The organism is Cryobacterium sp. M23 (assembly GCF_002929655.1).
GTDB classification, from domain to species: domain Bacteria; phylum Actinomycetota; class Actinomycetes; order Actinomycetales; family Microbacteriaceae; genus Cryobacterium; species Cryobacterium sandaracinum.
Genome location: NZ_PJJV01000042.1, coordinates 1 through 25561 on the forward strand (window position 1 = coordinate 1; position 25561 = coordinate 25561).

The window sequence follows — 25561 nt, forward strand, 5'->3', positions numbered from 1 at the left end:
GAAGTTCCTGACGCGGCCGGCGCTCCGGCGGAAAAATACCAGGGGAGTCCTATTCTGCAATTCCTGCAATAGATGCATTACCTGCTGACATAACCGGTCCTATCGGCCAAACCCTCGGGCGGTTTGAACGTTTCAGAGCTCGGGGTTGCAGCCGTCCGCGGTGACGGCCTGCTGGGAATCCACCCACCAGATCGAGATGCCCGCGGCGTCGAGGGACGACTTCGTCTCGGCGTAGAGCGTTCGATAGCGCAGGAAATCCGGAAGGGCAACGACGCTTTGGACGTCGGGTTGCTTCCCGCGCAGTTTCATCGCAGCGAGCAGGGCCTGCCCGTACCAGTGACCCGCTTGCGTGCTCGGTGAGGTGCGCTTCGTTTCGCCGGCCCGGGCCGGATCGGCATAACCCCGGGACGGGTAGCCCTTGACCTCGATGCCAACGGTCTCGTCTCCCCGCGCTGCGACGACGTCAATGCCGTGTTCCCTCGTCGCAGTGTTCGCGACCGACAGAATGCGCCATCCGCGACCAGCCAACCAGGTGACGATTGCCGCTTGAACGTTCGCTTCGGTGTGCCACGACTCATCGACCAGCGGTGATGGTGATGTGGCTGGCACATCGGCGGGCTCCGAAGCGGGTGGACTGATCTCGCCCCGGATCTCGTCGCCGAGGGTCGCGAGGTGTCTCCTGGCGGCCCGAGACTTGAAATCTGCCCGGGGAATGCCGGTCGCCGTCTCGAATGCTTGCATGACCGGGAACCAGATGGCGTTGACGCGAACTGCATGCTTCAGGATGACTTCTGGGGCCGCCTCCGTGAGTCGCGCTGACACGGTCGCACGCGCGAGCTCATGCTGTATCCCGTTGAGGGTGAACCCGATCGCGCGGTCTTCCGTGCCGTCCCTGGCAAATGCGAGTGAGGGGGCTGCCTGCTCGGTGACCCCGTTGCTGTCGGGAATCGAGGACGTCGTCATCACCCGAGCATGCGATGGGGCGGCACTAGAGAGAGTCGAGAAGCCCCCGACTGGGCAGCGATTCACTAAGCAGAAGGGCGTGCTATCCACCTCAGTTCGCTCTTCAGAACCCGCGCGAATTACGTCGGAGCTGCAAGTATCCGCGCTTGGCGCAGAGATCCTGCCACGCTTCCTCGTCAACGGCGCGGTAGTGGCGACCTCGGACAGCACAGATTCGGATCCAGCCCTCTCGGCTTACAAGATTTTCCGCGTCAATCGAGTCCGTGTTGATCGCTCGAACGATGGCCTGATCAGTTGCCGTGAGTGCGTCGACCATTGGAACCGTCCCTCTGCGATGGCGTTTTTAGCAGGATGAAGAGCCGTTCGTTCACGTACGGACCCTCGCCTCGTATACGTCGACGAGGAGCGCAGTGCACGAGGGATCGGGCACTTACGAACCTAGAGAGTGCCTCCGGTGACTGTCAATGGCCCTCCGTTCTGCTCACGGTGTTAACAGCCGAGCGCGAAAGCGAAACCGCGGTGAATCACGAGGTGCTGCTTTCCGTCTATTGGCCTTGCCCCCGGTTAGTGGACACGGGGTTATGCGGCTTTAGCGAAGACCGCGTTCTGGTTTGAGTATCGCAGCTCGAAGTCGACGGGGCTGACCTGGCCGAGGGATGTGTGCCGGCGGCGACGGTTGTAGCGGTCCTCGATCCAGGCGCCGACCTCTCTGGATGCCTTGTTTTTGCTGGGCCAGACGCGTCGGTGGTAGAACTCGGTCTTGAGTGTGGCGAAGAAACTTTCCGCCATCGCGTTGTCCCAGCAGACCCCGGTGTAGCCCATCGAACGGGTGATTCGGTGCGCTTTCGCGAACGCGGTGATCTGCGCTGACGCGTATTCGGTGCCGCGATCGGAGTGGAAGATGACCTGCTCGGGCCGTTCACCGCGGAGGGCCATGGCCATGATCAGGGCGTCTTGGATGAGGTCGGTGCGCATGTGGTCGGCGATGGCCCAGCCGATCACACGGCGCGAGTGCGCGTCGATCACGGTCGCCAAGTAGAGCCACCCTTCCCAGGTCCGCAGGTAGGTGATATCGCCCACCCAGACCTGGTTCAGGGCCCCGGTATCCCACTGCCGTTTGACGGCGTCGACGGGGTAGGCGTCCTCGGCCTGGCTGACCGTCGTGGTGCGCCACCGTTTGGGGCTGATGCCCACCAATCCCAGGCGGCGCATGGTCGTGGCCACGGTCTTGCGAGAGATGATCTCGCCATCGGCGCGGAGGTCGGCGAGGATCCGCGGGGCCCCGTAGACCTCGTCTGAGTCGCTGTGGAACCAGGCGACCTTCTGCTCGATGTTCTCCCGCCGGACCGCCCGCTCCGACGGGCTGCGGCCCAGCCAGGCGTAGTAGCCCGACCGGGACACGGCGAGGAGGCGGACCATGCGGACGATGCTGAAGTTGGTCTTCTCCACCAGCATCAGTGCGAACGCTTGGCGTTCGTATCCGAGGCTTCCTGGGCGAAGAAGAGGGAGGCTTTTTTTAGAAACGCCCGGTCCAGTTTCAGGTCGGCGTTCTCTTTGCGTAGCCGCAGCAATTCGGCCTTCTCCGTCTCCGTGATCCCGGCCTCGCCGGCGTCTTGGCTGGCCTTGAACAGGTTCACCCACCGGCCCAGAGTGGCTTCCTTGATGCCGAGCTCGCGGGCCACGGTTGCGACGGCCCGACCGGTGTTGATCACCAGCTTGACGGCCTCGTCTTTGAACTCAGGAGTGAACTCCCGGCGTGTGTTTCCCATGATGAACATTCTCTCTTGTGAGGTGTCCACCATCCGGGGTCAAGGCCATATTCACGTGCTACCTCGTAGTGCGCTCAGAAGACTCAACAGACTGAACTACGATCATCTGCCCCAAGTTCTGTCACACGAAAGCTGAATCGTCGTCTTATTCATGTCCGTCGGGGCGGTGTCGGCTTCTGCCGGAAGCTTCGGAGAAACTCCAGAAGTAGCTCCACTGCAACAGAGGCGGCGATGCCGAGCAACGCACCGGCGATGAGCAAATTGAGCTGTGCTGTTGCCTGTGCGCTCGGAACACTCCAACGGGCCTCGCCCGTTGGCAGCAAACCTTCGCCTGGTGCTGAATTCCACCGGATGCGGCCGGTCGTGCCGATCGCCGACGACACCGGCAGCGCTTCTACTTCGTATGCATGACCGACCGTTTCAGTTGGTAGGTACGACGTCAATGACTCTGTGCTGTCGAACTCAAGGCTGATCTGTATCTGCTCGCCCCGATCGAGTTTGAGACAATAAACGTGGCCCTCAAGGCCAACTGAAGACACTACCTTTATTTCAACTGAACTCGGGACAGTCCCGGTTGCCCAGGAGTAGGCATAGGTAGATCCCGTGCGAAACCCATCCAACTGCTAGCGTGGCGAAATGTCATACGAGCCAATCGAAGTCGCTGATGTTTTTATCGCAGGCAACTATCCGGACGTGACATACAACCCGCGCGCGAGTAAAGCTTTGGAGTCCGAAGTTACGCGGTACCTCCGGCAGCGGGGCAAGTGTCTTGTCATATCCGGTCCAAGCAAAGCTGGCAAGACCGTTCTCGTGGAGCACCTTCTCCCACGTGATTTCGCTGTATGGGTTAGCGGTAACCGCATCGCGAGCGTCGATGATTTTTGGTCCACAATTGTCGATCGTCTCGATGCATATACGACAGTGGAACGTCGTCAAGGGACCGGCCACAGTGTTGCCGTAGACGCAGGAATTAGTGGCTCCGTTCCAGGGTTTCTCCGCGCGAAACTGTCTCTGCGACCGAAGTTCGAGAGAAATGAACAGGTCGGCGGGTCGCACATTCGGACGGCCGCGAGCACAGTCTTGGAGTACCTTGCGCACACGCCGGTACCGATCGTTGTTGACGACTTTCACTATATAGACGAAGGGGTGCGCAAGGCTGTGACTTTGGCAGTCAAGGAACTCATCCTGAAGACGCGCGTCATCATGATCGCCGTGCCACATGAGGCCTTCGACATAGTGCGGTCAACCCGCGATATGGATGGCCGAGTGTGGAAAGTAGAAGTCTCGGGGTGGGATCGTGACGAGCTCGTTCAGATTGCTAGAAAGGGATTTGAGGTACTCAGTGTCGCGGACCCCCACGATGTAGTTGCAATAGAGTTAGCGGACGCTAGCTTTGGGGCACCTTTCTTGATGCAGCAGTTGTGCCAGGACTTGCTTTGGGATAACGACTTTTACGAATCACGTGAGGCAGGATACGACCTTTCCCCACCCACATCTTGGCAGAGCCTCTTCCGTAGTGTCGCTGACCGGCATGAGCCGGGCGTCTTTCCGAAGTTGAAACAGGGCGCTGCGACGCGGGGTACGCCACGCACCGCCCGCACTCTAAACGACGGTCGCGTTACCGACATCTATGGCTTGACTCTCCTGGGGATTTCTGACCTCCTTCCGAAACGCGAATATCATTACCGGGTCCTCACAGGTGCCGTTGAAAAATTTATCGAGTCTGATCCGACAAGAAGTCAGCAGATAACGCAGGCGCTCAAACAGCTGGCAAGCATCGCCGAAGACAATCGTGATGGAACCGACGCGGCAATCGCCTACAAAGAGGACGTGCTCTCGATTGCCGACCCATTTCTCGCGTTTTATTTGGGTTACGGGAGTTGGGACTTGCCGGACGTTTAGTTCCAAATTCGGACATCGGGCTGGACCGATTAGCGTGCGCTCGCGCTAGGACACAGGTTCGGCGGTCCCGACGCCTGGGATAAATTGTGGTCACCCCTGTAGCTATGAATGAAGATCAAGCACGGCGCCGTATCGATGCCGACGTGACTTTGGATCTGGCCCCGGACCGCCGCGCTCTTCACCGCCTCGCGTCGCGCCCGGTTCGTCCTCCGCGTTCCAGGGGCAGCACGCACCGTGAGGTCCTGCCCGGCCGCGACGAGGGCTTCGGCCGGCCGCCTACCAAACCAGCCGGAACGGGCTAGGTAGTTGGTCGTCACGGTGGATCGTGTTCCAACGACCGATAAGCTCATCGAATGTTTACTTTGGGGGAAGTCATTGTTAAGGCCGCTACGATCATTGATCCTTGGATTTCTATCTGGATCAGTATTGTGGCGGCGGCGTTTGCCCTTCTGGCGGCCATCGCGACGTTTTGGATGGGCTTCACCGCTTATGGGGCTCGGCCCGACAAAGGGAAGGCCCGGATGCTCGTGGTGGGAAGCGAGCCTTCCACAGGCGGCGGTGTCTACAACGGTTGGACGATCGAGAACGTGGGCAATGGCGTTGCAGTGAACCCTCACGTTTCGTTTAAGAACCCGTTCGATTTCCTCAGCGAAAAGACCCTCACGGCAACAGTGGCCGGTCAGCTAACTCCGAACGGCTCCCTACCGCTGGCGCTCTGTACCAACTGGCCTAGCCCGAAAACGTTGAACACGAATGGCGGGCTCGCTTGGCCCGGCTACACAGGCACAGTGACGTGGAGTGAGCCCGGAGGCCGCGAGCGAACGGCTGAGATCAAGGTCTTCATCGATCTCACGAAACCAGAAGCTATCGCGGGGCTTCGCAAAAGAAGCTAGCCTCGGATCTGTGCTCTGCGTAGCTGCTCGCGAAGGAAAGCTGACAGCCTTGATGGTCGAAAGCTTTGAGGAAAACGTCAACACGGTAAATGCTTTTCTGCCGGTCGCGAAGGACGGTTTCCGGCAGCGGGCTCTGCAATAGGGCCTTATCGATTGCTCGTGTCGTTCCTGAGGACCGGACATCATGATCTGCCTAGTCAGTCACCCGTCGTGTTTGCGGCTCATTCGTTGGCATAACCAGAATGACGTGCTTGCGGAGCTGTTTGCGGCGGTAGTTGCGTTGCGGTAGACGGTGTCAGAGATGATGGTCTTGTGAGCAACGGCGGCGTGACAGCCTTCGAGACCGTGATGATCCCGGATTTCCCAGACGCGCGGTTGTTCGTGGAACTTTCCAGCTATGGGGTAGACCTCAGTGAGGCTCGTCATGCCCTCGAGCTTGCGAGCGGGGCCGGGGAAGAATCCCCACTTCGGGATGCGGCGGCATACCTGATCGGTTTCGCTTCTCTCGCCTACTGTCGGACCTTCTTCGACTCAAAGGTGCGAAAGCCTCTGACAAAGCACATCGTGATCCCTGCCGAATTCCAGGACCTCCATTGGCTTGTTGGCGCGTTCAGGAACACCACGATTGCACATTCCCAGTCTGAGCTCTACACGACCTTCCCCGTTGGAATCCTTGATGCGGGCACCCTGCGGGTGAGAGATGTGACGGCAGCGACCTATTCTCAGACGCTCCCGCCGCCGATGGTGAGCCGCTTCCTTGAACTCGTGGAGGCTGTGGATGATCTCCTCTTCGAGGCGATCGAGCCGGTCCGTCAGAGGCTGATTGAAGAACTAGGCGGGTCGGATCGTGCCGCGATGGTTGCCAGGGGAGTCCGCCCGCTTGTGATCAACGCGTCGGATGCTGACTTCGATCCGCGAACCAAGCGATTGCCCTATCCCACTTCGAACAAGCTGCACTGGACGTCGACGCCGCTGAGCGGCGAATAGATTCGCGCCTCGCGCTGGGACCGATCCGAGACTGGTCAGGCGCTGGCCTTCCTGGAGGAAAACAATGAGGGCTGTGGAGGAAATGGAGCTCCACCTTCACCGACGATCCTCTCCCTGCTGGCTTTCGCAAACGGCCCACAAAGGGGCCGTTTGCGAAACTCTTCACGAAACGGTCCGGTCGAAACAAGAAGAAATCGCTCCTGAGACTTCTCAGGAGCGATTTCTGGTTTAAGGAGTTCTCGCGTCCGGTTTTGGTCGCGATTCTTGAATTGTGAGCGGGATTTTTGCGGGGGTTGAAGTTCGTCAGCAGGATGGTGACCCGACCTCCGAAAATTCGGGGCGCTGCGTGCAAGACTTACGGCGGAAGCGACATATTCAGTATGTGAGGATCGCCAACACCCCAGCCACCGCCGACATGAGCGAGGGAGCGGCGATGCCTGACAGCGCGGACCCGCCCAAGACGGCGGCCGACGTCGACTGGTTCACCGTGATCGTCCGGGCGCACTCGACTGCGCTCGTGCGCTACTTCGCCCGCCGCGGACCGCGTCAGGATGCCGAGGACCTGGCCGCTGAGGTCTTCGCGACGGCTTGGCGACGCCGCAATGATTTGCCACGGGAGGCGGTGCTGCCGTGGCTGTATCGCACGGCGGGATTCACGCTCGCGAATTCGCGCAGGAAGCACATCGATCTTCCCGTCGACGAGGTGCCCGAGTCGGGCGTAGTGCGAGTCGACGGCGATCCGGAGTTGAACCTCCTGTTCGATGCGGAACTCCGCGGCGCGCTTGCAAGCGTGGGGGAGCGCGACCGGCAGATCCTTCTCCTCCACGCGTGGGAGGGTCTCGACGGAGCCGAGCTCGCCGAGGTGCTCGGTATCTCCCGATCCGGGGCCGACGCCGCGCTGTCGCGCGCGCGTAAGCGATTGCGAGAAGCCTGGGGCGAGCGGATGTCGTTCTAGGGCTTCTGCAAGATTCGGCACGCCCCGCACATATAACAGGTGAACCGAAATTCCGGAGGCTGATCGATATGAACGACGACGACAAACAACGAGACCTGGTTGCCCGGCTGCGTGCCGCCGACCCAGCGGGGGATGTCGAGGCGCGTGCCGGGTTCGCCGACGAGGTCGTCGCTCGGATGACCGGTTCTGAGGCTGAACCGATGGCCGGATCGACACCCGCGGCCGACCTGGCCCAGGCACGAGCAAGCCGACGGCCACGCTGGCTCCCGTTCGTCGCGGTCGCGGCGTCGATTGCGATCGTGGGTGGCGCGGGATACGGGATCGGAGCGACCACAGGCGGGCCAATGAGCCTCGCCGACGGCGCTGCACCGCCCATCACTTCGCAGTCCAACGGGGGCCCCGAAATCGTCACGCAAGGCGGAATAGAGCCAGCCGTGGGCTCTGGCGCCGCTACCGACCAGAAGATGTCTCCCTTGACCTACCCCTACGGATCCGGCCGGAACGCCTTCAGCGCGTCCAGTCTTGGCACACAGGCGGGCACAGCTCAGGCCTACGCCTACGACCCCCGTTCGGCATCCAGCTCAGACAAGGTCACCGCGCTCGCCGCGGCGCTCGGCATCGGGTTACCAGTCGAACTGCGCGATGGCAGCTGGGTCGCCGGCCCGCAGGACGGCAGCGCCCCGAGCCTGTCAGTGAGTCTCGACGGCATGCTGTCCTTCTACTTCCAGAACCCGGAGGTGAACCCGTGGCAGTGCGAGGGTGATCAGGTCTGCGAGCCGACCGGCGAGCCGCCCAGCGAAGACGCTGCGATCGGAGCACTTCGCGCGCTCCTCGTCGCCGCCGGCCAGGACCCTGCCGCGTTCGAATTTACCTCTCAGGTGTGGGAAGGCTCTCCCACGCGAGCCGCCGAGGCAAAACCGGTCATCGACGGGCAGCAGCTCGACAAAGGTTGGTCATTGGAGATGGCAGAAGATGGTGTCGTCTCCGCCAACGGTGCCCTCGCCGACGTCGTTGCTCTGGGGATGTACCCGGTGGTAAGTGAGCAAGAGGGCTTCGAACGACTCTCAGACCCGCGGTTCAGCGGAGCACCGACGGTTCTGCCGATGGCCCTCCGTGATCAGGCGTTGACGACCGAGGAGTGGGTGGCGCCGATGGAGCCGCCCGCGACACCAGTCGCCGGTACCTCGGTCTCATGGCCCGTGAACAAGGTTGAGATCGTCAGCCCACAGCTCGGTCTCACCAGCCAGTGGCAGCCGGACGGGAGCGTCCTGGTGGTCCCCGCGTACGCGTTCACGGATGCCGAGGGCGGCACCTGGTCGGTTCTCGCCGTCGAGGAATCGATGCTCGACTTCCGGGCTTTTTAGACCATCGTTCACTGCCGGTTCGTGGGCGGGGAAGGCTTCATCGAGAAGCCCGACGTGCCCGGCCGGGTCCGCCGATCAGGACAACCCGACGATCTCGCCGTTGTCGTCGATGTCGATGCGTTCGGCTGCCGGTGCGGACGAGAGACCAGGCATGGTGCGCATGTCGCCGCAGAGGGGATAGATGAACCCGGCCCCGATCGACGCACGCACCTCACGCACCGGCAGTCGCCACCCGGTGGGTGCTCCCTTGATTTTGGGGTCGGCCGACAGGGACAGGTGTGTCTTGGCGATGCACACCGGCAGGCTGCCGAAGCCTGCCCGCTCGTACTTGTCGAGTTGCCGAGCTGCCAGAGGCGAGAGGTCCAAGCCGTCGGCGCCGTACATCTCGCGCGCGATCACATCGATCTTGTCGACCAAGGGAAGTTCGTCGGGATAGAGCCGGTGGAAGCCCGACGGTTCAGCGCAGGCCTCCGCAACCGCCTCGGCCAGCTCGACCGCACCCCTGCCGCCTTCGGTGAAGTGGTAGCTGATCGCCGCGCGCACACCTTCCTCTGCCGCGACGTCCATGATCGCTTGATGCTCACTGTCGTAGTCGGTGGGAAATGCGTTCACCGCAATGACCGGCGTCACTCCGTGCCGTCGGATGTTGGCGATCTGCCGGCGCAGGTTCGCTGCCCCGGCGATGACATCGTCGGGATTCTCGGCGAGCATCTCCGGTGGCAGCGGTCGGCCGGCGACGACCCGGTAGTGAGTTTTCAGGTCACGCACGGTCGCGACGATGACGGCGGCATCCGGTGCCAGCCCGGAGGCACGGCACTTGATATTGAAGAACTTTTCCGCGCCGATGTCTGCACCGAACCCCGCCTCGGTGATGAGGTAGTCGCCGGCCTGGATGCCGATCAGATCGGCGACGACCGAGGAGTTACCGGTGGCGATGTTCCCGAACGGACCGCTGTGGACGAGCACTGGCGTCTGCTCCACGGTCTGCATCAGGTTCGGCTTGATGGCGTCCTTGAGTATCGCGGTCATGGCGCCGGCCGCCTTGAGCATCTCGGCGGTCACCGGTTCGCCGCCGCGGTTGTAGCCGACGACGATTCTTCCCATCCGTTCACGGAGATCCCGCAACGACGTGCACAGCGACAACAACGCCATCACCTCGCTGGCTGCGGAGATGTCGAAACCGGATTGGAACGGATTGCCGTCGTCAGGACCGCCGAGCCCGGTGATGATGGTGCGCAGCTCGCGATCGTTGACGTCGAGGACACGTCGCCAGGTGATCTCATGGGGGTCGAACCCGAGACGGTTTCCCTTGTGGATGTGGTTGCCGATCATCGCCGACAATAGATTGTGGGCCGCGGTAACGGCGTGCGTGTCGCCGGTCAGGTGCAGGTTCAGTGCCTCCATCGGGACCACCTGAGCGTGGCCGCCACCAGCGGCTCCGCCCTTGATGCCGAACGTCGGCCCCATCGACGGCTGCCGTATCGCGACGATCCCGAGCTTGTCGATGTGCCGGAAGCCCTGACCGAGCCCGACCGCGGTGGTCGTCTTGCCCGACCCGAGTGGAGTCGGCGTGATTGCGGTGACGACGACATACTTGGCCCGTGGACGGTCACGGAGCTCATCGATCGCATCGAGGGAGATCTTCGACGCTGCACTTCCGTGCGGTTCCAGCAGGTGTGGACCGATGCCCATGTCGGCTGCAACCTCTTCAAGCGGGCGACGGGCCGCAGCGCGCGAGATAGCGAGATCCGACGGCATCGCCGTGGTGATTGATCGAGATGGCTTGAACATGGTGCCTCCTCAGCGCCTCAGCGCCTCTGGGGCCTGGTGACCCAAGCGTACTGTCAGGCCACGGGATCGTGCCGGCGTGGCGTGGAGCAGTTCGAATGGGGCGTGCGGTACTGCCCCGGGTCCAGTTGACTCGTTGGAGCTCGTCAGAGTCAATCAAGTCGTCATCAGTCCCCATTAAACGAAACGTGATGAGACGACTTTCCGAGGCGCTCGGGGCAGGGGTACCGAGCTCAGCGACTAGGTCCGGCTCAGCGCTTCCTCATCGGCCGCATCATTCTTCTGCACGGCGAATTGGGTCCGGTGCAATTCCTCGTACCGCCCACCCACAGCCAGCAGTTCCTCATGCGTACCGCGCTCCACGATCGAGCCGTCCTCAACCACGAGGATCAGGTCCGCGCTGCGGATGGTGGAGAGGCGGTGTGCGATCACCATCGCCGTCCGTCCCTCGAGCGCCTCGCTAAGCGCCGCCTGCACGGCGGCCTCAGACGTCGAGTCCAGCGCCGCCGTCGCCTCGTCGAGGATGACGACGCGCGGCTGGGCGAGCAGGAGCCTCGCGATGGTCATCCGCTGGCGCTCGCCCCCGGACAGTCGGTAGCCGCGCTCTCCCACCATGGTGTCCAGCTGGTCCGGCAGGGACCGGATGAGCGGCTCGAGCCGCGCACGGCGGACAGCGTCCCACACCTCGTCGTCGGACGCCTCCGGCCTCGCGAGGCGCAGATTGGAGAGGATGGTCTCGTGGAACAGGTGGCCGTCCTGCGTCACCATGCCCAGGGTGTGCCGCATGGAGACGAAAGTGACATCGCGGACATCCGTCCCCGCGAGGCGCACGGCGCCGCTGTCGACGTCATATAGGCGCGAGAGGAGCTGCGCAATTGTGGACTTGCCGGCACCGGACGTACCAACGAGGGCAACGGTCTGCCCCGGCTCGATCCTGAAGGACACGCCGTGCAGCACCTCCTCGCCGCCTCGGGTGTCTAGCGTGGCAACCTCCTCGAGAGAGGCGAGGGAGACTTTGTCCGCGGACGGGTAGGCGAAGCGGACGTTATCGAACTCGACGGCCACTGGGCCTTCGGGGACGGCGACGGCGTCGGGCTTCTCCTTGATGAGCGGGTCGAGGTCCAGCACCTCGAAGACGCGCTCGAAGCTGACCACCGCGCTCATGATCTCCACCCGTGCGTTTGCGAGGCTGGTGAGCGGCGCGTAGAGGCGGGTAAGGAGGAGCGCCAGGGTGACCACGTCACCGGTATTCAGCTGGCCGGCGAGTGCGAGGGAGCCGCCGAGCCCGTACACGAGCGCGAGGGCGAGAGCGGAGACGAGCATCAGTGCGGTGAAGAAGACGAACTGCAGCATCGCGGTCCGGACCCCGATGTCGCGGACGCGGGCGGCGCGGACGCGGAACTCCTCGGCCTCCTCGTCGGGCCGGCCGAACAGCTTGACGAGGGTGGCGCCGGGCGCCGAGAAGCGCTCGGTCATCTGCGTGCTCATGGCGGAATTGTGATCGGCGGCCTCGCGGCGCAGCGCGGCGAGGCGGCTGCCCATGCGGCGCGCGGGTACCAGGAAGATGGGGAGCATGATCACGGCGAGAACCGTCACGAGCCAGGACGTGCTGAGCATGACGATCAGGGTGAGGATCAGCGCCACGAGGTTCGTAACCACGCCGGACAGCGTGCCGCTGAAGGCCTGCTGGGCGCCGATCACATCGTTGTTGAGGCGGCTCACGAGGGCGCCCGTCCGCGTGCGGGTGAAGAACGCGATCGGCATCTTCTGCACGTGGTTGAAGACGGAGGTGCGGAGGTCCAAAATCACGCCTTCGCCGATCCGCGCCGAGTACCAGCGCGTCACGAGTGACACGGCGGCGTCGGCCACGGCCACGAGGGCGATGACGACGGCGAGCCAAACGATCGTGGTGACCTCGCCCTGGGCGACGATGACGTCGACCACCTGGCCGGCGAGTACCGGCGTCGCGACCGCGAGGAAAGCTCCCACGATGGAGAGGGCGATGAAGATCAGCAGCTTGGACCGGTAGGGCACCGCGAACGTCATGATCCGCCGCACGGACTCACGGGAGAAGCCGTGCTTGCCGTCCCTGGCGGTCGAGATCTTGTGTAGCGAGCTCCAGGCCGCGCCTTCCATGCTCATTGAGGTTCCTTCCGTGGGCACCAAGCTCAGTTTAGATGGCGACTTGCCCGAGCTTTGCGACGCGGCTGCCGAGGTGACGCGCGGTGCGCCGGTCAGGACCGCGTCGGGTCCGCGGTCATTCCACGACTGTGCGCTGGCTCCGGGTTAGAAGCACCCTCAGGCACGGGTTGCATCGAGTGCGCACTAGAATATGATGCACAAGTCATATTGGAAATAAGGAGGAAACGATTGTGGCAGCTTCATCTACTCTCGTCCGCGCCGCTCGCCGGAGCAAACACCTCACTCAGGCGAGACTCGCAGAGCTAACCGGCATTGACCAGGCCAGCGTCTCCCATCATGAGCGTGGACGGGATGCTGCCTACAGTACGGTCGATCGGCTGCTCGCCGGCGCCGGACACCGACTGTATGCCGCTCCCACGCGTCGTGATGACGCTGCCAGCTCCGCAGAGGCGATCAGAGAGCATCTTCGAGCGAAGGATACAGACCGCGCGCTCCGGGCTTTGCTTCAGTTGAACGATAATCTCATCGCCGAACACGGACTCGTTCGAGGAATCCTTGGGCTGACGGAGCCGGAACCCACCGGCGATCATATGTGGGATGCCGCCATCGCGGCTCTCGTGGCATGGCGGCTCAATCAAGAGAACATCCCGCTGCCTGGATGGGTCAACAACCCCGATCGCGCACTGACCGAACCTGTCGTGTTTCGGGTCGACCCGGCCGACCCCGCGCCCGAACGTGATGACGTGCCGAACGAGTTCGCCGAACGCGGCGTTCTTGCATGGGCAGATACCTTCGCGAGCGTCTGATGTCCGGCACCGCGCTGGACCGCAACGCGATCATCATCGGCCTCCGTGATCTCGTCGCCGAGCTTCGTAAGTCGGGTGAGGTGGCCGACATCCGGCTCGTGGGCGGTGCGGCGCTCGCCCTGTGCTACTTCGATCGGGGGACCACGCAGGACCTGGATGTCCTTCACGTCCGCCCCGGCTCGGACGATTCCGTCGCTGCCGCCGCCGAACGAGTCGCACTGAAGCATGGGTGGGACGCGAAGTGGCTGAACTTCGAGGTCACGAAGGCCGACGCCGTCCCGACCCTCGGCCGCGTCGTCGAGTGGGAGACAATTGACGCTGAGGACGGCATCGTTTGACTAAAGCTCTCGTTGACGTCGGCTTCGAGTCCGCCGGTGAAAGCCCAGAGGGCCATCAGCACCGGTGGACCCGCGGCGGTGCCACCATCGACGTCCTCATCGCAGAGCACGTCGGTGAGAAGGCCGCAGCACGACGAGGAGTCACAGGAGGCACCCCCCTGGAAGCCCGAGGATCCAACCAAGCAATCGACCGGGCTGAGCTGGTCACCGTCAACCATGATGAACGCCAGGCCCAGATCTGGCGGCCGAACCTTTTTGGGCTGACGCTGGGGCGTCGACCTGAGGATGCCTGATCGCACGCCATCAGAGCCTGCTGGGGCGGTTTTCAAGATGATGTTAGCGTCGAAGTCGCCGATACCGTCAGGAGTTCCAATGACCGACGCCCTACCCGTCACTTTCACTGCAGGCGATGCTGGCCAGTGGCGTATTGATCGCATCATCGCGGTGACCGGTGATGGGCTCCCCGCCGCCGCGCGTCTGCTGATTCGTGAAGGAGCGGCAGAGGATGAATCATGGTTGTCGGGGTCATCGGCCACGGACGCCCCGGGGTGGACCCTGCGCGGCACCGTTAGTCATCAGCGTTACACGACCGCTGCCGAACTGGCCGAGTTGACGGCGCGGTCACCGGCTCTGGGCCGACCCGGCGCGACCGTCGCCTCCTTTATCCCCATCACCAAGTCAAAGGAGTGGTGGGAACTGGCCCAAGACGAACGCCGGCAGATTTTCGAGGAAACCAGCCACCACATCCGACGTTCCATGAACTCGCTGCCAGCTGTGGCCCGGCGGCTCCATCANCGATGAGTTGCGGAGCACCGAGGAATGGATCTTCGTCGAACGCGAGGTCGAGGTGCGCTTGTCGCTCGGTTCGCAGTGACGAGCGCCTCGACGCCGGTCAGTTAACCGCAGATGATGAGCAACGGGCGAGAATGTCCCTCCGGTTCTGGCCTTGGCGTGGTGTCCGGTGGCTGGGGCGTTGGTGGGTCGTTAGTTGCTCCGGGACGGTCCCCGTTCTGGAGCCGGCGGGGCTGCGGGCGGTGAGGCCACCCACCCGGACACAAAGTCATCGTCGTAGAGGGATTCCCAGCCGGGGTTCTTCGCTATGGGTATGTATGTCTCGGCGTGGGCGTTGAGCCAGTCGCCACCCCGCCCTCGGTTGTCGGCGATCTCGAGGGCGTACTCAAGCGCTCGGGAAGAGGGACGAATCTCAGCGTCGATATCGTCGGTGAGACCACGATCAGGGATGTATCGAAGGGACAATGCGGCGCCTCCAATGAAGTAGACACCGGTGCTCAAACCGTCGCCCTGCAGACGTTGGACAAGGTCCCGGAGGCCGTCGATCAGGTCGGCTCGGCCAAGACGGTTAGCACTCTGCGGCATTTTTAGACACTCGCCAGGACGGACTTGTCTAGTACTATGTTGCGACGGGAGAATCCTGCCGGCACGTTCTCATCCCGAATCGTCCTCGTGTAAGTGCTGCCTGAAACATCCGTTGTTCCGGGGTGGGCGAGCAGCTCTTCGCTTTCCGAGCCGTCTGCGCTCACCATGAACGGCCGTAGCCGCGTGGTGGCTGGGATGCCCGTTCCCCCACCCGCTTCGAACACCCGCAGGAGTGAACGTTGGCCTTTCCAGCAATCAAGAACCTCCATCGAAACGGGGGTGCGATACTACTGTTGCCGTATGTTCACGATCGAGCCGCTGCCCAGCCACCCCGCTCCGGATAACCCGTCGGGGAAGCTGATTCTCTTGCGCCATGGGGAGACGGAGTGGTCAAAGGCTGGCAAACACACTGGGCTCACGGATGTTCCGCTCACTGCCCGGGGAGAGGGACTTGCCCGCGGCGCGGGCAGGTTAGTGGCCGGTTACGATTTCTCCCTCGTGCTGACCTCGCCGCTGCAGCGTGCGCGACGCACCGCTGAGCTCGCTGGCCTTCATGCTGAGGTCGATCCGTTTCTCGTTGAGTGGGACTACGGCGGGTACGAGGGGCGTACGACGCGGGACATCCGCAGTGAACTCGGCTACAACTGGAGCGCATTCACCCACGGCGTGATTCGTGGTGAAACGCCTGGTGAGACGGTGGAGGAGGTCGCCGCCCGCGCGTCGCGGGTGCTCACGCGGGTGCTGCCTGCCATGGAGGAGGGAGATGTCGCCCTGGTTGCGCACGGACATTTCCTGCGCATTCTCACCGCCGTATACCTGAGGATGGCCCCTCGATTCGGTGCTCAAATCAGCCTGGATGCTGGATCAGTCTCCGTGCTGAGCTATTACCGAGAGCAGCCGGCCATCTTGTCGTGGAACTACGGAGCCGAACTGCCTTTGGTGCCCTCAGAGTCCTAAGTCGCGACCCAAGGTGCTGAAGGACGTGGGATCGCGGTGCCGACCGCGACGGTTCAAATGGTCATCATTTACTCATCACATTCATCTCGATTCGACCCAAATTGACAAAGTACAATTGGAGGCAGCGAACCGCCCGGTTCCCTGTCGACATAAGGGAATCCGCGAGTATTGCGGGATGTTCGGCGAAGACAGAGTTGAGGCCTGAGCCTTCAAGGGGTCGCGGGTTCAAATTCTGTCAGTCCCACCAAATGGGCCGTTTACGAAACTCATTACGAAACGGTCCGGTCGAAACAGCAAGAAATTGCTCCTGAGGCTTCTCAGTAGCCATTTCTGGTTTATGGGGTTCTCGCGTCCGTTTCCGGTCGCGATTCTTGAGTTGTGTGCGAGATCTGCGGCGACGGCCAGTCCGGGAAACCGGTGCTTCCCAGGGGTTTCGGAGTCGACGCGGACGGCGATATTGATTTCCCAGCCCCAGCGGAAGTTTGCGTTCCGCGCCTTCTTGATGGGTGTGGTTTTATCGACCTGCCCTTTGGGCGTCGACACCGCTGAGCAGCGAATGAATTTGCCCCTCGCGCTGGGTCCGATCCGAGTCAGTGTCCGCCGGACTATTGCTCGAGCGTCGTTAGTCCATGAGGTCGGGCGCGCGCCAGACTCCAGTGTGGCGGCATCCGTTGCCCTCGATTTGCACGGGTGAGATAGTGACCTCATGGTGTGGATGCGAGGGCTAGCCGGCGCGATGGCGATCGCCCTCGACGGCACGGGCGCCGGAGCGCCCTACGATTTCACGTGGGCGTTTGTCCTTCAACCTCGAACCGACGGGGCGACGCGGCTTGTCGTTCGCGAGCGGTACGCGTACCTCACCGACTGGGCCAAGGTACTCGTGGAGCCGATCGAGATGGTGAGCTTCCTCATGACCGAGCGGATGCTCCGGGGCATCCGGGACCGTGCGGAGCATTCTCCCTCGCGCACCTCCTTGCGGTCGCCGAACCATCGTTGAGCGATTCTTATTGCGATCCCTGTTCCTGGCGATACTCGGAAGGGGACGGGACGACCCCCTTGCTGATGAAGCCGGGAGAGAGTGAGAGGTCACTCGCTCCCGCTTCTGGCATCCGACCGCGTCGACGCGGTGGAGAACGGGTGGCCGCCTCGATGGGCAGTAACCCCGATCCGCTCGCCGAGAGTGGGGTGACCGAAGAGGCTCGCACCCAGGCCGCCCCGTCCAGATTCCGCCGTCGCGATGAGGACTCGCACATGTCGAGGGGTGCTCGGCCGGTAGCGGCGACGCTACTGTTTGTCGCTGGCCTGGGTCCGCGGTTCTGATCCGGTTCCTACGCCGTTCCTGAATGCCCACGCAGAACCCTGTCGGCATCCGCGATGGTGGCGCTGCATCGTCGTTAGGAAGTCACCGTGTTTTGCTGGAAAAATCGTTCGGGTCGAGGCCGGCGATTCGACGCGCATGCTCGTGGAGTGCTTCTTCGCTCACGGTGTGTCCAGCATCTGCGAATCGTTCACGCAGCGCGTCGAGGACTTGGGGCTCACTGTGGCCGGCGAGGTCAGCTTCCTCCTGTGCGAGAATCCCCGCCACCTTGTCCTCGTCCGATTGAGAATGCTGGTCTTGGATCGGTTCACTCTGTGTGCCGTCACCATTCATGCTGCTCCTCCGATCTCAAGGGTTCTGTTAGCAAGCCTAACGTTCAGAGTGAGACGCGGACAGGCTTTAGTGTGAAGCGGTCGACGTGGACCCGGATGTGCTGCGGGCGGCCGAGTTCGACTTCGCCGGCCCGAGCGTCGCCTTCGAACGCGTCGACGAAGCTGTGGCGGACCACCGCGCTGCGGAAGGGACGAAGTGGATGACCGGCCTCGGTCCCGACCTGGACAGGGTTTTATCTGCCGGGCTCCTGGATGCCATCAGCGGATTCCTCAACGATTTCGGGCGGCCGCGCCCCTGCCTGCGCTGATCTGGACGCTGGGGTTCGAATACGACACGGTCTCGGTCAGGCCGAGCCGCTCCACGGCGCGGGCACGATGACCCACAGCACGACGGCCGGCTCGCCGCCCTCGACCTGCCAGGTGTGCGGCTCTCGACCGGGGAAGGTCAGTGCGTCGCCGGCGTGGACGGCCACGGTGCGACCGGCGAATCGCACGGTGAGTGATCCCGAGACGACGTGGAGCGCTTCGACGTCGCAGTTGATCGTGTACAGATCGGTCCCGCCGTGCGCGTCCGGCTCGAGTTCTGATCGCAGCAGCTGAACCCGCTCCTCGCCGCGCGGCGACATCAGTCGCTCGTCGGCGTGCACTCCGCCCAAGTTGATCCGGGGAGCGTCGGCGTACGCGACATGGTGAACGTCGGGCTCGGCGAAGAGCGCTCCGACGGGCAACGAGAGCACCTGACACAACTGGACAAGCGTTGCCACGCTCGGTGACGTCTCGTCGCGCTCGACCCGGCTGAGGAAGCCCTTGCTGAGGCCCGTCGTCTGAGCGACCTGGGCGAGTGACATGCCCTGAGCGGTGCGCGCGGAGCGCAGCTTGGCGCCGATGGGTGTCGCGGTGCCTTCGGCGGTGGGGTGGATGGCGCGCACAGTTCCTCCTCGAAGCTGCTCACACATTCGTCCTTGACGATCTGCACGGGGCAGCGTACGGTAGCGCTGTAGTTGTCTATAGCGTACCGAAAGTTGTCAAATATGCAACCGTTCAGCAAAGATGCGACGGATGAGCCCCGCGGGCCGGTGGACGCGAGTGTCGTGCCCCGGTTTGCCGGAATCGCGACCTTTGCGCGACTCCCGCGGCTCGACGAGGTCGAGCGGGCAGACATCGCGATCGTCGGGATTCCCTTCGACAGCGGAGTGAGCTACCGACCCGGTGCTCGGTTCGGCCCCGCTCATGTGCGCGAGGCCTCGCGCCTACTGCGACCGTACAACCCTGCGCAGGACGTCTTCCCGTTCGACGCCCAGCAGGTCGCCGACGCCGGCGACATCGCCGCGAACCCGTTCGACATCGCTGCTGCCGTGGCCGAGATCGAGGCGGGCGCGCGCCAGCTCAGCGAGCACGCCGACCGACTAGTCGCCATCGGCGGAGACCACACGATCGCTCTGCCGCTGCTTCGCGTCGCGCACGCGCAGCACGGGCCCGTCGCGGTATTGCACTTCGATGCCCACCTCGACACGTGGGACACGTACTTCGGGGCGCCGATGACTCACGGGACCCCCTTCCGGCGGGCGTCCGAAGAAGGCCTCATCGACCTGACCGCGAGCATGCACGTTGGAATTCGCGGCCCCCTGTACTCGAAGGACGACCTCGAAGACGACGCCCGGCTCGGCTTTGCGATCGTCACGAGCGAATTCGTCGAAGAGCACGGCGTCGCGGCCGCCGTCGAACGCATCCGCGCCAGAGTCGGAGACGCGCCGCTCTACATCTCGATCGACATCGACGTACTTGACCCCGCCCACGCGCCGGGAACTGGAACTCCGGAGGCGGGCGGGCTCACGAGTCGAGAACTACTACGGATGCTGCGTGCCCTGGCCGACCTGCGCATCATCGGCGCCGACGTGGTCGAAGTCGCCCCCGCGTACGACCATGCCCAGCTGACCGCTGTCGCGGCCAGCCACGTCGTCTACGAGCTGCTGAGCGCGATGGCGCCTGGGGTGACCCACCCCGACCGACAAAGCCCCGACCTGACGTAGAAGTCCCGAACCCGACCGACAAGCCCGACGCAGGAGACACCCATGACACTGCCCACCCCAACGGACGAAGAAGTCCGTGCCGCGGCATCCGCCATCGTCGAGGCGTTCGCCGCCACCGACGGCCCGCGCTACTTCTCACTCTTCGCACCTGACGCAACCTTCGTCTTCCACACCGAACCTGCGCGAATCGAGGACCGGGCTGCCTACGAAGCCATGTGGGAGGAATGGGTGGGCGGCGGCTGGAGCGTGCAATCCTGCGCATCGAGCGCGGCCGCGGTGCAGGCGTTTCCCGGCGGAGCCGTCTTCACCCACTCCGTCAGCACGAGCGTGAGCACCGCGGACGGACCCATGTCTTACCGGGAGCGCGAAACGATCGTCTTCCGGTCTGATTCTGCCGGTCTCATCGCCATCCACGAACACCTGTCACCCCAGCCCTGACCAGTCCCTATTCATCGAGGAGCCCAAAGATGTCGCTCTACACCCGTCTCGACCGCCGACTGGACACCAACTCAGATGACGCGGGCCCGGTTCGCGGAACCTACTCGCTCGGCCGCGTACTCATGATCTGGCTGGCCGCGAACCTTGTGGTCACCACCCTTCTGACCGGCACGCTCTTCGTGCCGGATGTGCCGTTCGGCCTCGTCATCGCTCTGATCGTGGGCGGAACGATCGTCGGAGCAGCAGTGCTCGTGACGGTCGGTGCGATCGGAACGCGCACCGGCCTGCCGACGATGGCAATCACGCGCGGACCGTTCGGGACGCGCGGGAGCCTGCTGCCGGTGGCCGCCAACGTGGTCATCCTCATGGGCTGGAGCTGGGTGCAGGCGATGCTCGCCGGGATCGCCCTCAACTACATCGTCGCGTCGATGACCGGGTTCTCGAACCCCGTCATCTTCGCGGTGCTCTGCCAGACGATCGTCGTGATCCTTGCGATCTTCGGCCACGCCGGAGTCGCTCGGGTGGAACCGTGGTTCGCCGCGGTCATCCTCGCGATCGCCGCCTACATCTTCGTCGTAGCGTTCTCTACGTTCCCGCCGGCAGAGTTCGCGGCCATCCCGGCGACGCTCGAGCCGTTCTACTCCCCGGGACTGGCGTTCGATGTCGTGGTCGCGACCGCCATATCGTGGACGGTGCTCTCGGCCGACTTCAACCGTTTCGCATCGACGACCCGCGCGGGCGTGGTCGGCTCGGGAATCGGTTACACCCTGTCGACGGTGATCTCGATGACGCTCGGCGCGAGCGCGATCGGCTACGTCGTCCTGCGGGGCGGCGACGCGATGGCGTTCGACCCTGTGACGATCATCGAACCCTTCGGCGCCCTGTTCGCGGTCGCGATCTTCCTATCCGTGATGGCGACGAACACGATGGTCGTCTACGGCATGGTCACAAGCGTGGTCAACGCGCTCCCCGGCCGCCGGGTGAAGTTCCTGCCCACCGCGATCGTCCTCGGGCTCATCTCGATCATCGGTTCGACCTTCTTCGGTCTGCTGGCCCAGTTCACGACCTTCCTGGTCACGATCGGTGCCCTGTTCGCACCGATCTTCGCGATCATGATCGTCGACTACTACATCGTCGCACGCGGCAGCTACAGCGCCGACATCCTGAAGGCTCAAGGCGGTCGCTACTGGTACACCGGCGGCATCAATTGGCTCGCTGTCGCGTCGTGGGTGGTCGGTGCGGTGTCCGCCTACGTGTGGGCGTACGTGTGGCCGCTTCCGTTCGGTGCGACCGTTCCCGCATTCCTCCTGACCTTCGCCGTGTACTTGGCCTTCTCGCTCGCGCGCCGCAGCAGGACGCCTTTCGAGCCCAGCCAGCATCTCGCCGATGCCGACACCTCTCGCTGACGGCCCTGGAGCGCCGCCGCGCACGGCGCTCCGGGACCTCAGCCACCCGATCACCGACGGGATGCCGGTGTATCCCGGCGACCCGGCGGTCCACGTCGACGCCGCGCTGGACCTCGACCGCGACGGGGTGGCCGTGACGGGGCTGCGAATGGGGTCTCATACCGGGACGCACATAGATGCGCCGTCCCATACCGTCGCCGGTGGCCGGACAATGGCCGATGTGGCCCTCGACGAGCTCCTCGGCGATGCGCTGGTGGTGCGGGTGCGAGCGCTCGCCGAGGGCGAGGTATACGGGTGGGACCGGCTGAATGCGGAGCATCCGCTACCGGATCGATTGCCCCGGATCGTCGTGATCGACACGGGCTGGGCGCGGTGGTTCGGCGACGCACGCGCAGTGCGGCATCCGGCCCTCGATGCCGGTGCCGCGAGCGAACTCGTCGCTCGCGGGATGCGGATCCTCGCGGTCGACACGCTGAGTCCCGACCCGACCGGCACGTCGTCGGCCGCCTTTCCCGTGCACGAGGTCGTGCTGGGCCGCGGCGGGCTGATCGTCGAGAACCTCTGCGGCCTGGATGACCTGCCGTCACAGGTGCGGATCGGCTTCTTCCCCCTGCGACTCGGCGGCGACGGGGCGCCGGTGCGCGCGGTCGCCTTCGTCTGAGGCCGAGCAGCGAATGAATTCGCGCCTCGCGCTGGGTCAGATCGGGAGTCAGTGGTCAGGCGCTGGCCTTCCGGGAGGAAAAGAATGAGGGCTGCGGAGGAAATGGAGTTCAACCCTCACCGCCGATCCGCGCCCTGCTAGCTTTCGTAAACAGCCCACCAAGGGCCGTTCGCGAAACTCTTCACGAAACGGTCCGGTCGAAACAAAAGGAAATCGCTCCTGAGGCTTCTCAGGAGCGATTTCTGGTTTAAGCGGATCTTGCGGCTCTTCGTGGCTGCGAATTCGTGTTCAGCGACGCCGCTCAAGCTGTTTTGTCTGTTTTCACGCGCGTCGGATTGTCTCGAATGCTGGGTGTTTTGTCCTCTCGGGCAGTACGTTGACCGTCGCGGGACGGTTAGGTCCGTAGCGGTGGTCCGCCGGTCTCATCCGATGGAAGGTGTTTGGCCTTGTCCGGCCGAACGTTACTGACTAGGAGGAACGGAGTCGCTGAGAAGGGCTACTTCGAGACCGTCGAGAATCAGTTCGAGACCGAAGTCAAATTCGTTGCCGAAGGCGTATCCGGGTTGCAGGATCAGCGATACTGCCATCGCGGCGAGGTTCTTAAAGGAGTCGGCCATGGCTTCCTGCTGCGCCATAATGGCTTCGGTCGCGTCGCCGATGTCGCCGGACGGGTCGAGCGGCAGCGAGGCCTCCTGCTGGGCGAAGCCCAGCACGTAACTGTCCAGGATCGACATGGCGTGGCCCGTCATGGCCATCGAGAAGCCCGCAGCCGTTAAGCAGCCGATGACCGAATCGAGGTGACCGAGGGTCGCCGGTCCAGGGGATGTGCGGGCCTTCATGCTGATGGCCCAGGGATGCAGTGCCAGGACACTGCGCGTCGACCCCGCCCGCTTCCGCATGGCCGCCCGCCACTCGTCCCCAGCACTCGGCGTCGCGAATTCGGAGTGCACGATGTCGAGCATCCCGTCGAGAAGATCTTCCTTGTCCTTCAAATGGTAGTAGAGCGACATGGCCGTTATGTCGAGTGCGGCGGCCAGCTTGCGCATGCTGAGCAACTCGATCCCGTCGGCATCGGCCAGCGCCATGGCGACCCTGATCGCTCGCTCACGGGTGACCGGTGTTCTATCTTCAAGCTTCGCCATAGACATCACCATACGCCGTATGGTACTTTCGCACTGTTCACCATACACCGTAAGGTGCGACGACTGGAGATGAGAAACGTATGAGTAATACACGCACAATTGCCCGCACCGTCGGCGCGCTGATGCTTGCCGCCTTTTTCCTTTACGGCACTGGAAGCTCTATCGCGACGACCGCTTCCCCCGGCGGCCTCCTCACCGCAGGAGTGGTGCTCATGGTGTTGAACTCGGTGGCCGTGATCGCGATCGGAGCTGTCATGCTTCCTGTCCTTTGGCCACACGCTCCCGGAATCGCGGCCAGCTACCTCGCCACCCGGATCTTCGAGGGTGGGTTTTTGGCGGTCGGCGCGGTCGCGCTACTCGCAGGCATGGGCGGCACCAACTTCCTTGCATACAACATTGCGATGGCGGGCCTTGGCGTCGGTAGCCTGCTGTTCTGCATTGCGCTCTACCGCTCACGCCTCGTGCCACGGTTCCTGGCCGTGTGGGGATTTATTGGCTACGCGTTATTCGCGGGCGGGTGCTTTCTCGAACTCGCCGGCGTAGTGGGTGCCAGCCTCGTTTTCACCGTTCCGGGTGGCCTGTTCGAGCTGTTCTTCGCCATTTGGCTCATTGTGCGGGGCTTTGGCACGACCGCAGCCGTAACGGCTCGGGCATGACCGTCTCCTGTCCCACAAAAGGCCAGCCGTGATTGGGCACCGCTCCGGCCCGGCCACCGGTCGCGTCACCGCCGCCCGGCTGTGCGCAGCGCCGAAAGACGTTACCGGTAAGCGGTACCCTGCAGCCGAACTAGGAGGCACATCTTGAAGGCAATAGTTCAGCGGGACTACGGCGATGTAGAAGTGCTCAAAGTGGAAGACATCGACCATCCGGTCGTTGGTCAAAACGACGTTCTCGTCCGCGTGGTAGCCGCGAGCCTCAACCATGCCGACTGGATTCACATGTCGGGCACACCGCTTGTCGCGCGATTGGCCTTCGGCACTCGAAGACCGAAAGCGATGACGCGGGGCAAGGATGTCGCGGGCGTCGTCGAGTCGGTCGGCACCAACGTCACGGCCTTCCGCCAGGGCGACGAGGTCTACGAGAGCTCAGTTCAGGAACCTTTGCGGAGTACGTCGCCGCACCCGCCTCCCTTCTGGCGCGAAAGCCGGTCAATTTGACCTTCGAGCAAGCCGCCGCGGTGCCTCTGTCCGGGATGACAGCTTTGGTCGGCTTGCGCGATGCCGGTTCGGTGACGCCCGGTCAGCGGGTGCTGGTCAATGGGGCATCCGGGGGAGTGGGGACTTTCGCTGTGCAGATCGCGAAGGCGCTCGGCGCCGAGGTCACCGCCGTGAGCAGCGCCGCCAACGCTGCGCTCGTGCAATCACTCGGTGCCGACCACGTCGTCGATTACGGCCGCGACGACTTCACCCGTGGAACCGCTCGGCACAACGTCATCTTCGATCTGATCGGGAACCACACGCTGACCGAATTGCGCAGCGCACTCATTTCCAAGGGAGTCCTCGTGCTCTCCAGTGGCACAGGCGGACGCGTGGTCGGGCCTACGGGGCGCATCCTCAAAGCCGTTGCCATATCGCCATTCATTGGCCAAAAACTCAAACCATTCACCCAGAATGGCAGCACGAAAACGCTGAACGAGCGACGCGACCTGATTGAGGCCGGGCGGGTGACCCCCGCAATCGATCGCATCTATGGGCATGCCGAGGTGCCCGCTGCCATGCGGTACTTCGTCGACGAGCACGCCCGTGGAAAGGTCGCGATAAGCGTCTGATCTCGGAAGCGGATGGACCCGACCTCATTTAGCCGTTGGACCGGAGGGCTTCGATGAGCAGCGCGGTGAGCCCCCCCATCGGTCGCGAGCCAGGTGCGCCACGCATCCCACTGAGCGGACGTCAGCAGCCTAAGAAACCAATCGACCATTGCGAGCAACCATACTCAGCCAATATGCAAACGTGGTGCTGGCCGTTGCCCCTCACCATGTGCTCGTCAACCTCAC

At 63.4% G+C, this 25561-nt stretch carries 26 protein-coding genes and 1 pseudogene; 18 read left to right on the forward strand and 9 right to left on the reverse strand.

Annotated features, from left to right (window positions below; translation table 11 throughout):
• Positions 1 to 132: 132 nt before the first annotated feature.
• The 3 genes and pseudogenes from CXY82_RS01360 to CXY82_RS16865 form a co-directional block, all read right to left on the reverse strand.
• Entirely contained in the window at positions 133 to 963 is an 831-nt protein-coding gene (locus tag CXY82_RS01360) for a hypothetical protein (RefSeq protein ID WP_233199110.1), read from the reverse strand.
• 579 nt (positions 964 to 1542) lie between these two features.
• A pseudogene (locus tag CXY82_RS01365) lies at positions 1543 to 2741 on the reverse strand (IS3 family transposase).
• 140 nt (positions 2742 to 2881) lie between these two features.
• The gene (locus CXY82_RS16865) at positions 2882 to 3271 is read right to left on the reverse strand and encodes a hypothetical protein (RefSeq protein WP_146069014.1); all 390 of its coding nucleotides are present in this window, start codon (positions 3269 to 3271) and stop codon (positions 2882 to 2884) included.
• Between the two features lie 97 nt (positions 3272 to 3368).
• Between CXY82_RS16865 and CXY82_RS16870 the strand changes: the two genes are divergently transcribed.
• The 5 genes from CXY82_RS16870 to CXY82_RS01390 all read left to right on the forward strand — a co-directional run bounded on the left by CXY82_RS16870 (position 3369) and on the right by CXY82_RS01390 (position 8833).
• On the forward strand, positions 3369 to 4634 hold the full coding sequence (locus CXY82_RS16870; protein ID WP_146069015.1) for an ATP-binding protein: 1266 nt from the start codon (positions 3369 to 3371) through the stop codon (positions 4632 to 4634).
• Between the two features lie 353 nt (positions 4635 to 4987).
• Complete coding sequence (locus tag CXY82_RS01375; RefSeq protein WP_104169355.1) at positions 4988 to 5527, forward strand: hypothetical protein; 540 nt, start codon at positions 4988 to 4990, stop codon at positions 5525 to 5527.
• Between the two features lie 312 nt (positions 5528 to 5839).
• A complete protein-coding gene (locus CXY82_RS01380) occupies positions 5840 to 6514 on the forward strand; it encodes a hypothetical protein (protein ID WP_104169356.1) in 675 nt (224 codons plus the stop codon).
• 382 nt (positions 6515 to 6896) lie between these two features.
• Positions 6897 to 7469, forward strand: coding sequence for an RNA polymerase sigma factor (locus tag CXY82_RS01385; RefSeq protein ID WP_233199112.1), 573 nt, complete (start codon positions 6897 to 6899; stop codon positions 7467 to 7469).
• Positions 7470 to 7537: 68 nt separating this feature from the next.
• A complete protein-coding gene (locus tag CXY82_RS01390) occupies positions 7538 to 8833 on the forward strand; it encodes a hypothetical protein (RefSeq protein ID WP_104169357.1) in 1296 nt (431 codons plus the stop codon).
• Positions 8834 to 8908: 75 nt separating this feature from the next.
• Here CXY82_RS01390 and CXY82_RS01395 read toward each other — a convergent pair whose 3' ends face one another.
• The gene (locus CXY82_RS01395; RefSeq protein WP_199180844.1) at positions 8909 to 10624 is read right to left on the reverse strand and encodes a formate--tetrahydrofolate ligase; all 1716 of its coding nucleotides are present in this window, start codon (positions 10622 to 10624) and stop codon (positions 8909 to 8911) included.
• Between the two features lie 237 nt (positions 10625 to 10861).
• Positions 10862 to 12763: an ABC transporter ATP-binding protein gene (locus CXY82_RS01400; RefSeq protein ID WP_104169358.1), complete on the reverse strand. Its 1902-nt coding sequence runs from the start codon at positions 12761 to 12763 to the stop codon at positions 10862 to 10864.
• Between the two features lie 230 nt (positions 12764 to 12993).
• Between CXY82_RS01400 and CXY82_RS16875 the strand changes: the two genes are divergently transcribed.
• Genes CXY82_RS16875 through CXY82_RS01420 form a run of 3 tightly spaced genes read left to right on the forward strand, consistent with a single transcriptional unit; the run spans position 12994 to position 14200 of the window.
• The gene (locus CXY82_RS16875) at positions 12994 to 13569 is read left to right on the forward strand and encodes a helix-turn-helix domain-containing protein (protein ID WP_198411455.1); all 576 of its coding nucleotides are present in this window, start codon (positions 12994 to 12996) and stop codon (positions 13567 to 13569) included.
• Positions 13542 to 13907 (forward strand): hypothetical protein, encoded by a 366-nt coding sequence (locus CXY82_RS01415; protein ID WP_146069016.1) that lies wholly within the window; start codon positions 13542 to 13544, stop codon positions 13905 to 13907. Before CXY82_RS16875 ends, CXY82_RS01415 begins: the two co-directional genes overlap by 28 nt.
• On the forward strand, positions 13904 to 14200 hold the full coding sequence (locus CXY82_RS01420) for a hypothetical protein (protein WP_104169361.1): 297 nt from the start codon (positions 13904 to 13906) through the stop codon (positions 14198 to 14200). Before CXY82_RS01415 ends, CXY82_RS01420 begins: the two co-directional genes overlap by 4 nt.
• Positions 14201 to 14891: 691 nt before the next feature.
• Here the strand turns inward: CXY82_RS01420 and CXY82_RS01430 are convergent.
• Positions 14892 to 15284 (reverse strand): hypothetical protein, encoded by a 393-nt coding sequence (locus tag CXY82_RS01430; protein WP_104169362.1) that lies wholly within the window; start codon positions 15282 to 15284, stop codon positions 14892 to 14894.
• 300 nt (positions 15285 to 15584) lie between these two features.
• Between CXY82_RS01430 and CXY82_RS01435 the strand changes: the two genes are divergently transcribed.
• Both CXY82_RS01435 and CXY82_RS01440 read left to right on the forward strand, forming a co-directional pair.
• Positions 15585 to 16241, forward strand: coding sequence for a histidine phosphatase family protein (locus CXY82_RS01435; protein WP_104169363.1), 657 nt, complete (start codon positions 15585 to 15587; stop codon positions 16239 to 16241).
• A gap of 706 nt (positions 16242 to 16947) precedes the next feature.
• On the forward strand, positions 16948 to 17238 hold the full coding sequence (locus CXY82_RS01440; protein ID WP_174721920.1) for a hypothetical protein: 291 nt from the start codon (positions 16948 to 16950) through the stop codon (positions 17236 to 17238).
• A gap of 405 nt (positions 17239 to 17643) precedes the next feature.
• Here the strand turns inward: CXY82_RS01440 and CXY82_RS16880 are convergent, their stop codons facing one another.
• A complete protein-coding gene (locus CXY82_RS16880; RefSeq protein ID WP_134373144.1) occupies positions 17644 to 17892 on the reverse strand; it encodes a hypothetical protein in 249 nt (82 codons plus the stop codon).
• Between the two features lie 85 nt (positions 17893 to 17977).
• Here CXY82_RS16880 and CXY82_RS01450 point away from each other — a divergent pair, with 85 nt between their 5' ends.
• Positions 17978 to 18199 (forward strand): hypothetical protein, encoded by a 222-nt coding sequence (locus CXY82_RS01450; RefSeq protein WP_104169365.1) that lies wholly within the window; start codon positions 17978 to 17980, stop codon positions 18197 to 18199.
• 36 nt (positions 18200 to 18235) lie between these two features.
• On the opposite strand, the gene CXY82_RS01455 is transcribed toward CXY82_RS01450, so the two are convergent.
• Positions 18236 to 18820 carry an XRE family transcriptional regulator gene (locus CXY82_RS01455; RefSeq protein ID WP_104100433.1) on the reverse strand — a complete coding sequence of 195 codons (585 nt, stop codon included), beginning with the start codon at positions 18818 to 18820 and terminating at the stop codon, positions 18236 to 18238.
• Positions 18821 to 18922: 102 nt separating this feature from the next.
• Between CXY82_RS01455 and speB the strand changes: the two genes are divergently transcribed.
• The 4 genes from speB to CXY82_RS01475 are packed head-to-tail and all read left to right on the forward strand — an operon-like array spanning position 18923 to position 22426.
• Positions 18923 to 19921, forward strand: a complete 999-nt coding sequence (gene speB, locus CXY82_RS01460; RefSeq protein WP_104100434.1) for an agmatinase — start codon at positions 18923 to 18925, stop codon at positions 19919 to 19921.
• A 42-nt stretch (positions 19922 to 19963) separates the two neighbouring features.
• Positions 19964 to 20359, forward strand: coding sequence for a nuclear transport factor 2 family protein (locus CXY82_RS01465; protein ID WP_104100435.1), 396 nt, complete (start codon positions 19964 to 19966; stop codon positions 20357 to 20359).
• Positions 20360 to 20388: 29 nt separating this feature from the next.
• Positions 20389 to 21765, forward strand: a complete 1377-nt coding sequence (locus CXY82_RS01470) for a cytosine permease (RefSeq protein WP_104100436.1) — start codon at positions 20389 to 20391, stop codon at positions 21763 to 21765.
• Positions 21746 to 22426 (forward strand): cyclase family protein, encoded by a 681-nt coding sequence (locus CXY82_RS01475; protein WP_104169366.1) that lies wholly within the window; start codon positions 21746 to 21748, stop codon positions 22424 to 22426. Before CXY82_RS01470 ends, CXY82_RS01475 begins: the two co-directional genes overlap by 20 nt.
• 461 nt (positions 22427 to 22887) lie before the next feature.
• Here the strand turns inward: CXY82_RS01475 and CXY82_RS01480 are convergent, their stop codons facing one another.
• Positions 22888 to 23568 (reverse strand): TetR/AcrR family transcriptional regulator C-terminal domain-containing protein, encoded by a 681-nt coding sequence (locus CXY82_RS01480; RefSeq protein WP_199180846.1) that lies wholly within the window; start codon positions 23566 to 23568, stop codon positions 22888 to 22890.
• Between the two features lie 80 nt (positions 23569 to 23648).
• Between CXY82_RS01480 and CXY82_RS01485 the strand changes: the two genes are divergently transcribed.
• From CXY82_RS01485 to CXY82_RS17480, 3 genes are all read left to right on the forward strand, one after another.
• On the forward strand, positions 23649 to 24224 hold the full coding sequence (locus tag CXY82_RS01485; protein ID WP_104100439.1) for a DUF4386 domain-containing protein: 576 nt from the start codon (positions 23649 to 23651) through the stop codon (positions 24222 to 24224).
• Positions 24225 to 24368: 144 nt separating this feature from the next.
• Positions 24369 to 24725 carry an alcohol dehydrogenase catalytic domain-containing protein gene (locus tag CXY82_RS17475; RefSeq protein WP_198412245.1) on the forward strand — a complete coding sequence of 119 codons (357 nt, stop codon included), beginning with the start codon at positions 24369 to 24371 and terminating at the stop codon, positions 24723 to 24725.
• Positions 24722 to 25336, forward strand: coding sequence for an NAD(P)-dependent alcohol dehydrogenase (locus tag CXY82_RS17480; protein WP_199180847.1), 615 nt, complete (start codon positions 24722 to 24724; stop codon positions 25334 to 25336). Before CXY82_RS17475 ends, CXY82_RS17480 begins: the two co-directional genes overlap by 4 nt.
• The last annotated feature ends 225 nt before the right edge of the window (positions 25337 to 25561 follow it).

Excerpts from the sequence above, each read along its gene's own strand:
- CXY82_RS01360 (WP_233199110.1), bottom strand. The coding sequence starts at position 963 with ATGACGACGTCCTCGATTCCCGACAGCAACGGGGTCACCGAGCAGGCA.
- CXY82_RS01470 (WP_104100436.1), top strand. The coding sequence starts at position 20,389 with ATGTCGCTCTACACCCGTCTCGACCGCCGACTGGACACCAACTCAGAT.
- CXY82_RS01480 (WP_199180846.1), bottom strand. The coding sequence starts at position 23,568 with ATGGCGAAGCTTGAAGATAGAACACCGGTCACCCGTGAGCGAGCGATC.
- CXY82_RS01465 (WP_104100435.1), top strand. The coding sequence starts at position 19,964 with ATGACACTGCCCACCCCAACGGACGAAGAAGTCCGTGCCGCGGCATCC.
- CXY82_RS01395 (WP_199180844.1), bottom strand. The coding sequence starts at position 10,624 with ATGTTCAAGCCATCTCGATCAATCACCACGGCGATGCCGTCGGATCTC.
- CXY82_RS01485 (WP_104100439.1), top strand. The coding sequence starts at position 23,649 with ATGAGTAATACACGCACAATTGCCCGCACCGTCGGCGCGCTGATGCTT.
- CXY82_RS01400 (WP_104169358.1), bottom strand. The coding sequence starts at position 12,763 with ATGAGCATGGAAGGCGCGGCCTGGAGCTCGCTACACAAGATCTCGACC.
- CXY82_RS01375 (WP_104169355.1), top strand. The coding sequence starts at position 4,988 with ATGTTTACTTTGGGGGAAGTCATTGTTAAGGCCGCTACGATCATTGAT.
- CXY82_RS01440 (WP_174721920.1), top strand. The coding sequence starts at position 16,948 with ATGGTGTGGATGCGAGGGCTAGCCGGCGCGATGGCGATCGCCCTCGAC.
- CXY82_RS01435 (WP_104169363.1), top strand. The coding sequence starts at position 15,585 with ATGTTCACGATCGAGCCGCTGCCCAGCCACCCCGCTCCGGATAACCCG.
- CXY82_RS16880 (WP_134373144.1), bottom strand. The coding sequence starts at position 17,892 with ATGAATGGTGACGGCACACAGAGTGAACCGATCCAAGACCAGCATTCT.
- CXY82_RS01390 (WP_104169357.1), top strand. The coding sequence starts at position 7,538 with ATGAACGACGACGACAAACAACGAGACCTGGTTGCCCGGCTGCGTGCC.
- CXY82_RS01430 (WP_104169362.1), bottom strand. The coding sequence starts at position 15,284 with ATGCCGCAGAGTGCTAACCGTCTTGGCCGAGCCGACCTGATCGACGGC.
- CXY82_RS16870 (WP_146069015.1), top strand. The coding sequence starts at position 3,369 with ATGTCATACGAGCCAATCGAAGTCGCTGATGTTTTTATCGCAGGCAAC.
- CXY82_RS01415 (WP_146069016.1), top strand. The coding sequence starts at position 13,542 with ATGGGCAGATACCTTCGCGAGCGTCTGATGTCCGGCACCGCGCTGGAC.
- speB (WP_104100434.1), top strand. The coding sequence starts at position 18,923 with ATGCAACCGTTCAGCAAAGATGCGACGGATGAGCCCCGCGGGCCGGTG.
- CXY82_RS01475 (WP_104169366.1), top strand. The coding sequence starts at position 21,746 with ATGCCGACACCTCTCGCTGACGGCCCTGGAGCGCCGCCGCGCACGGCG.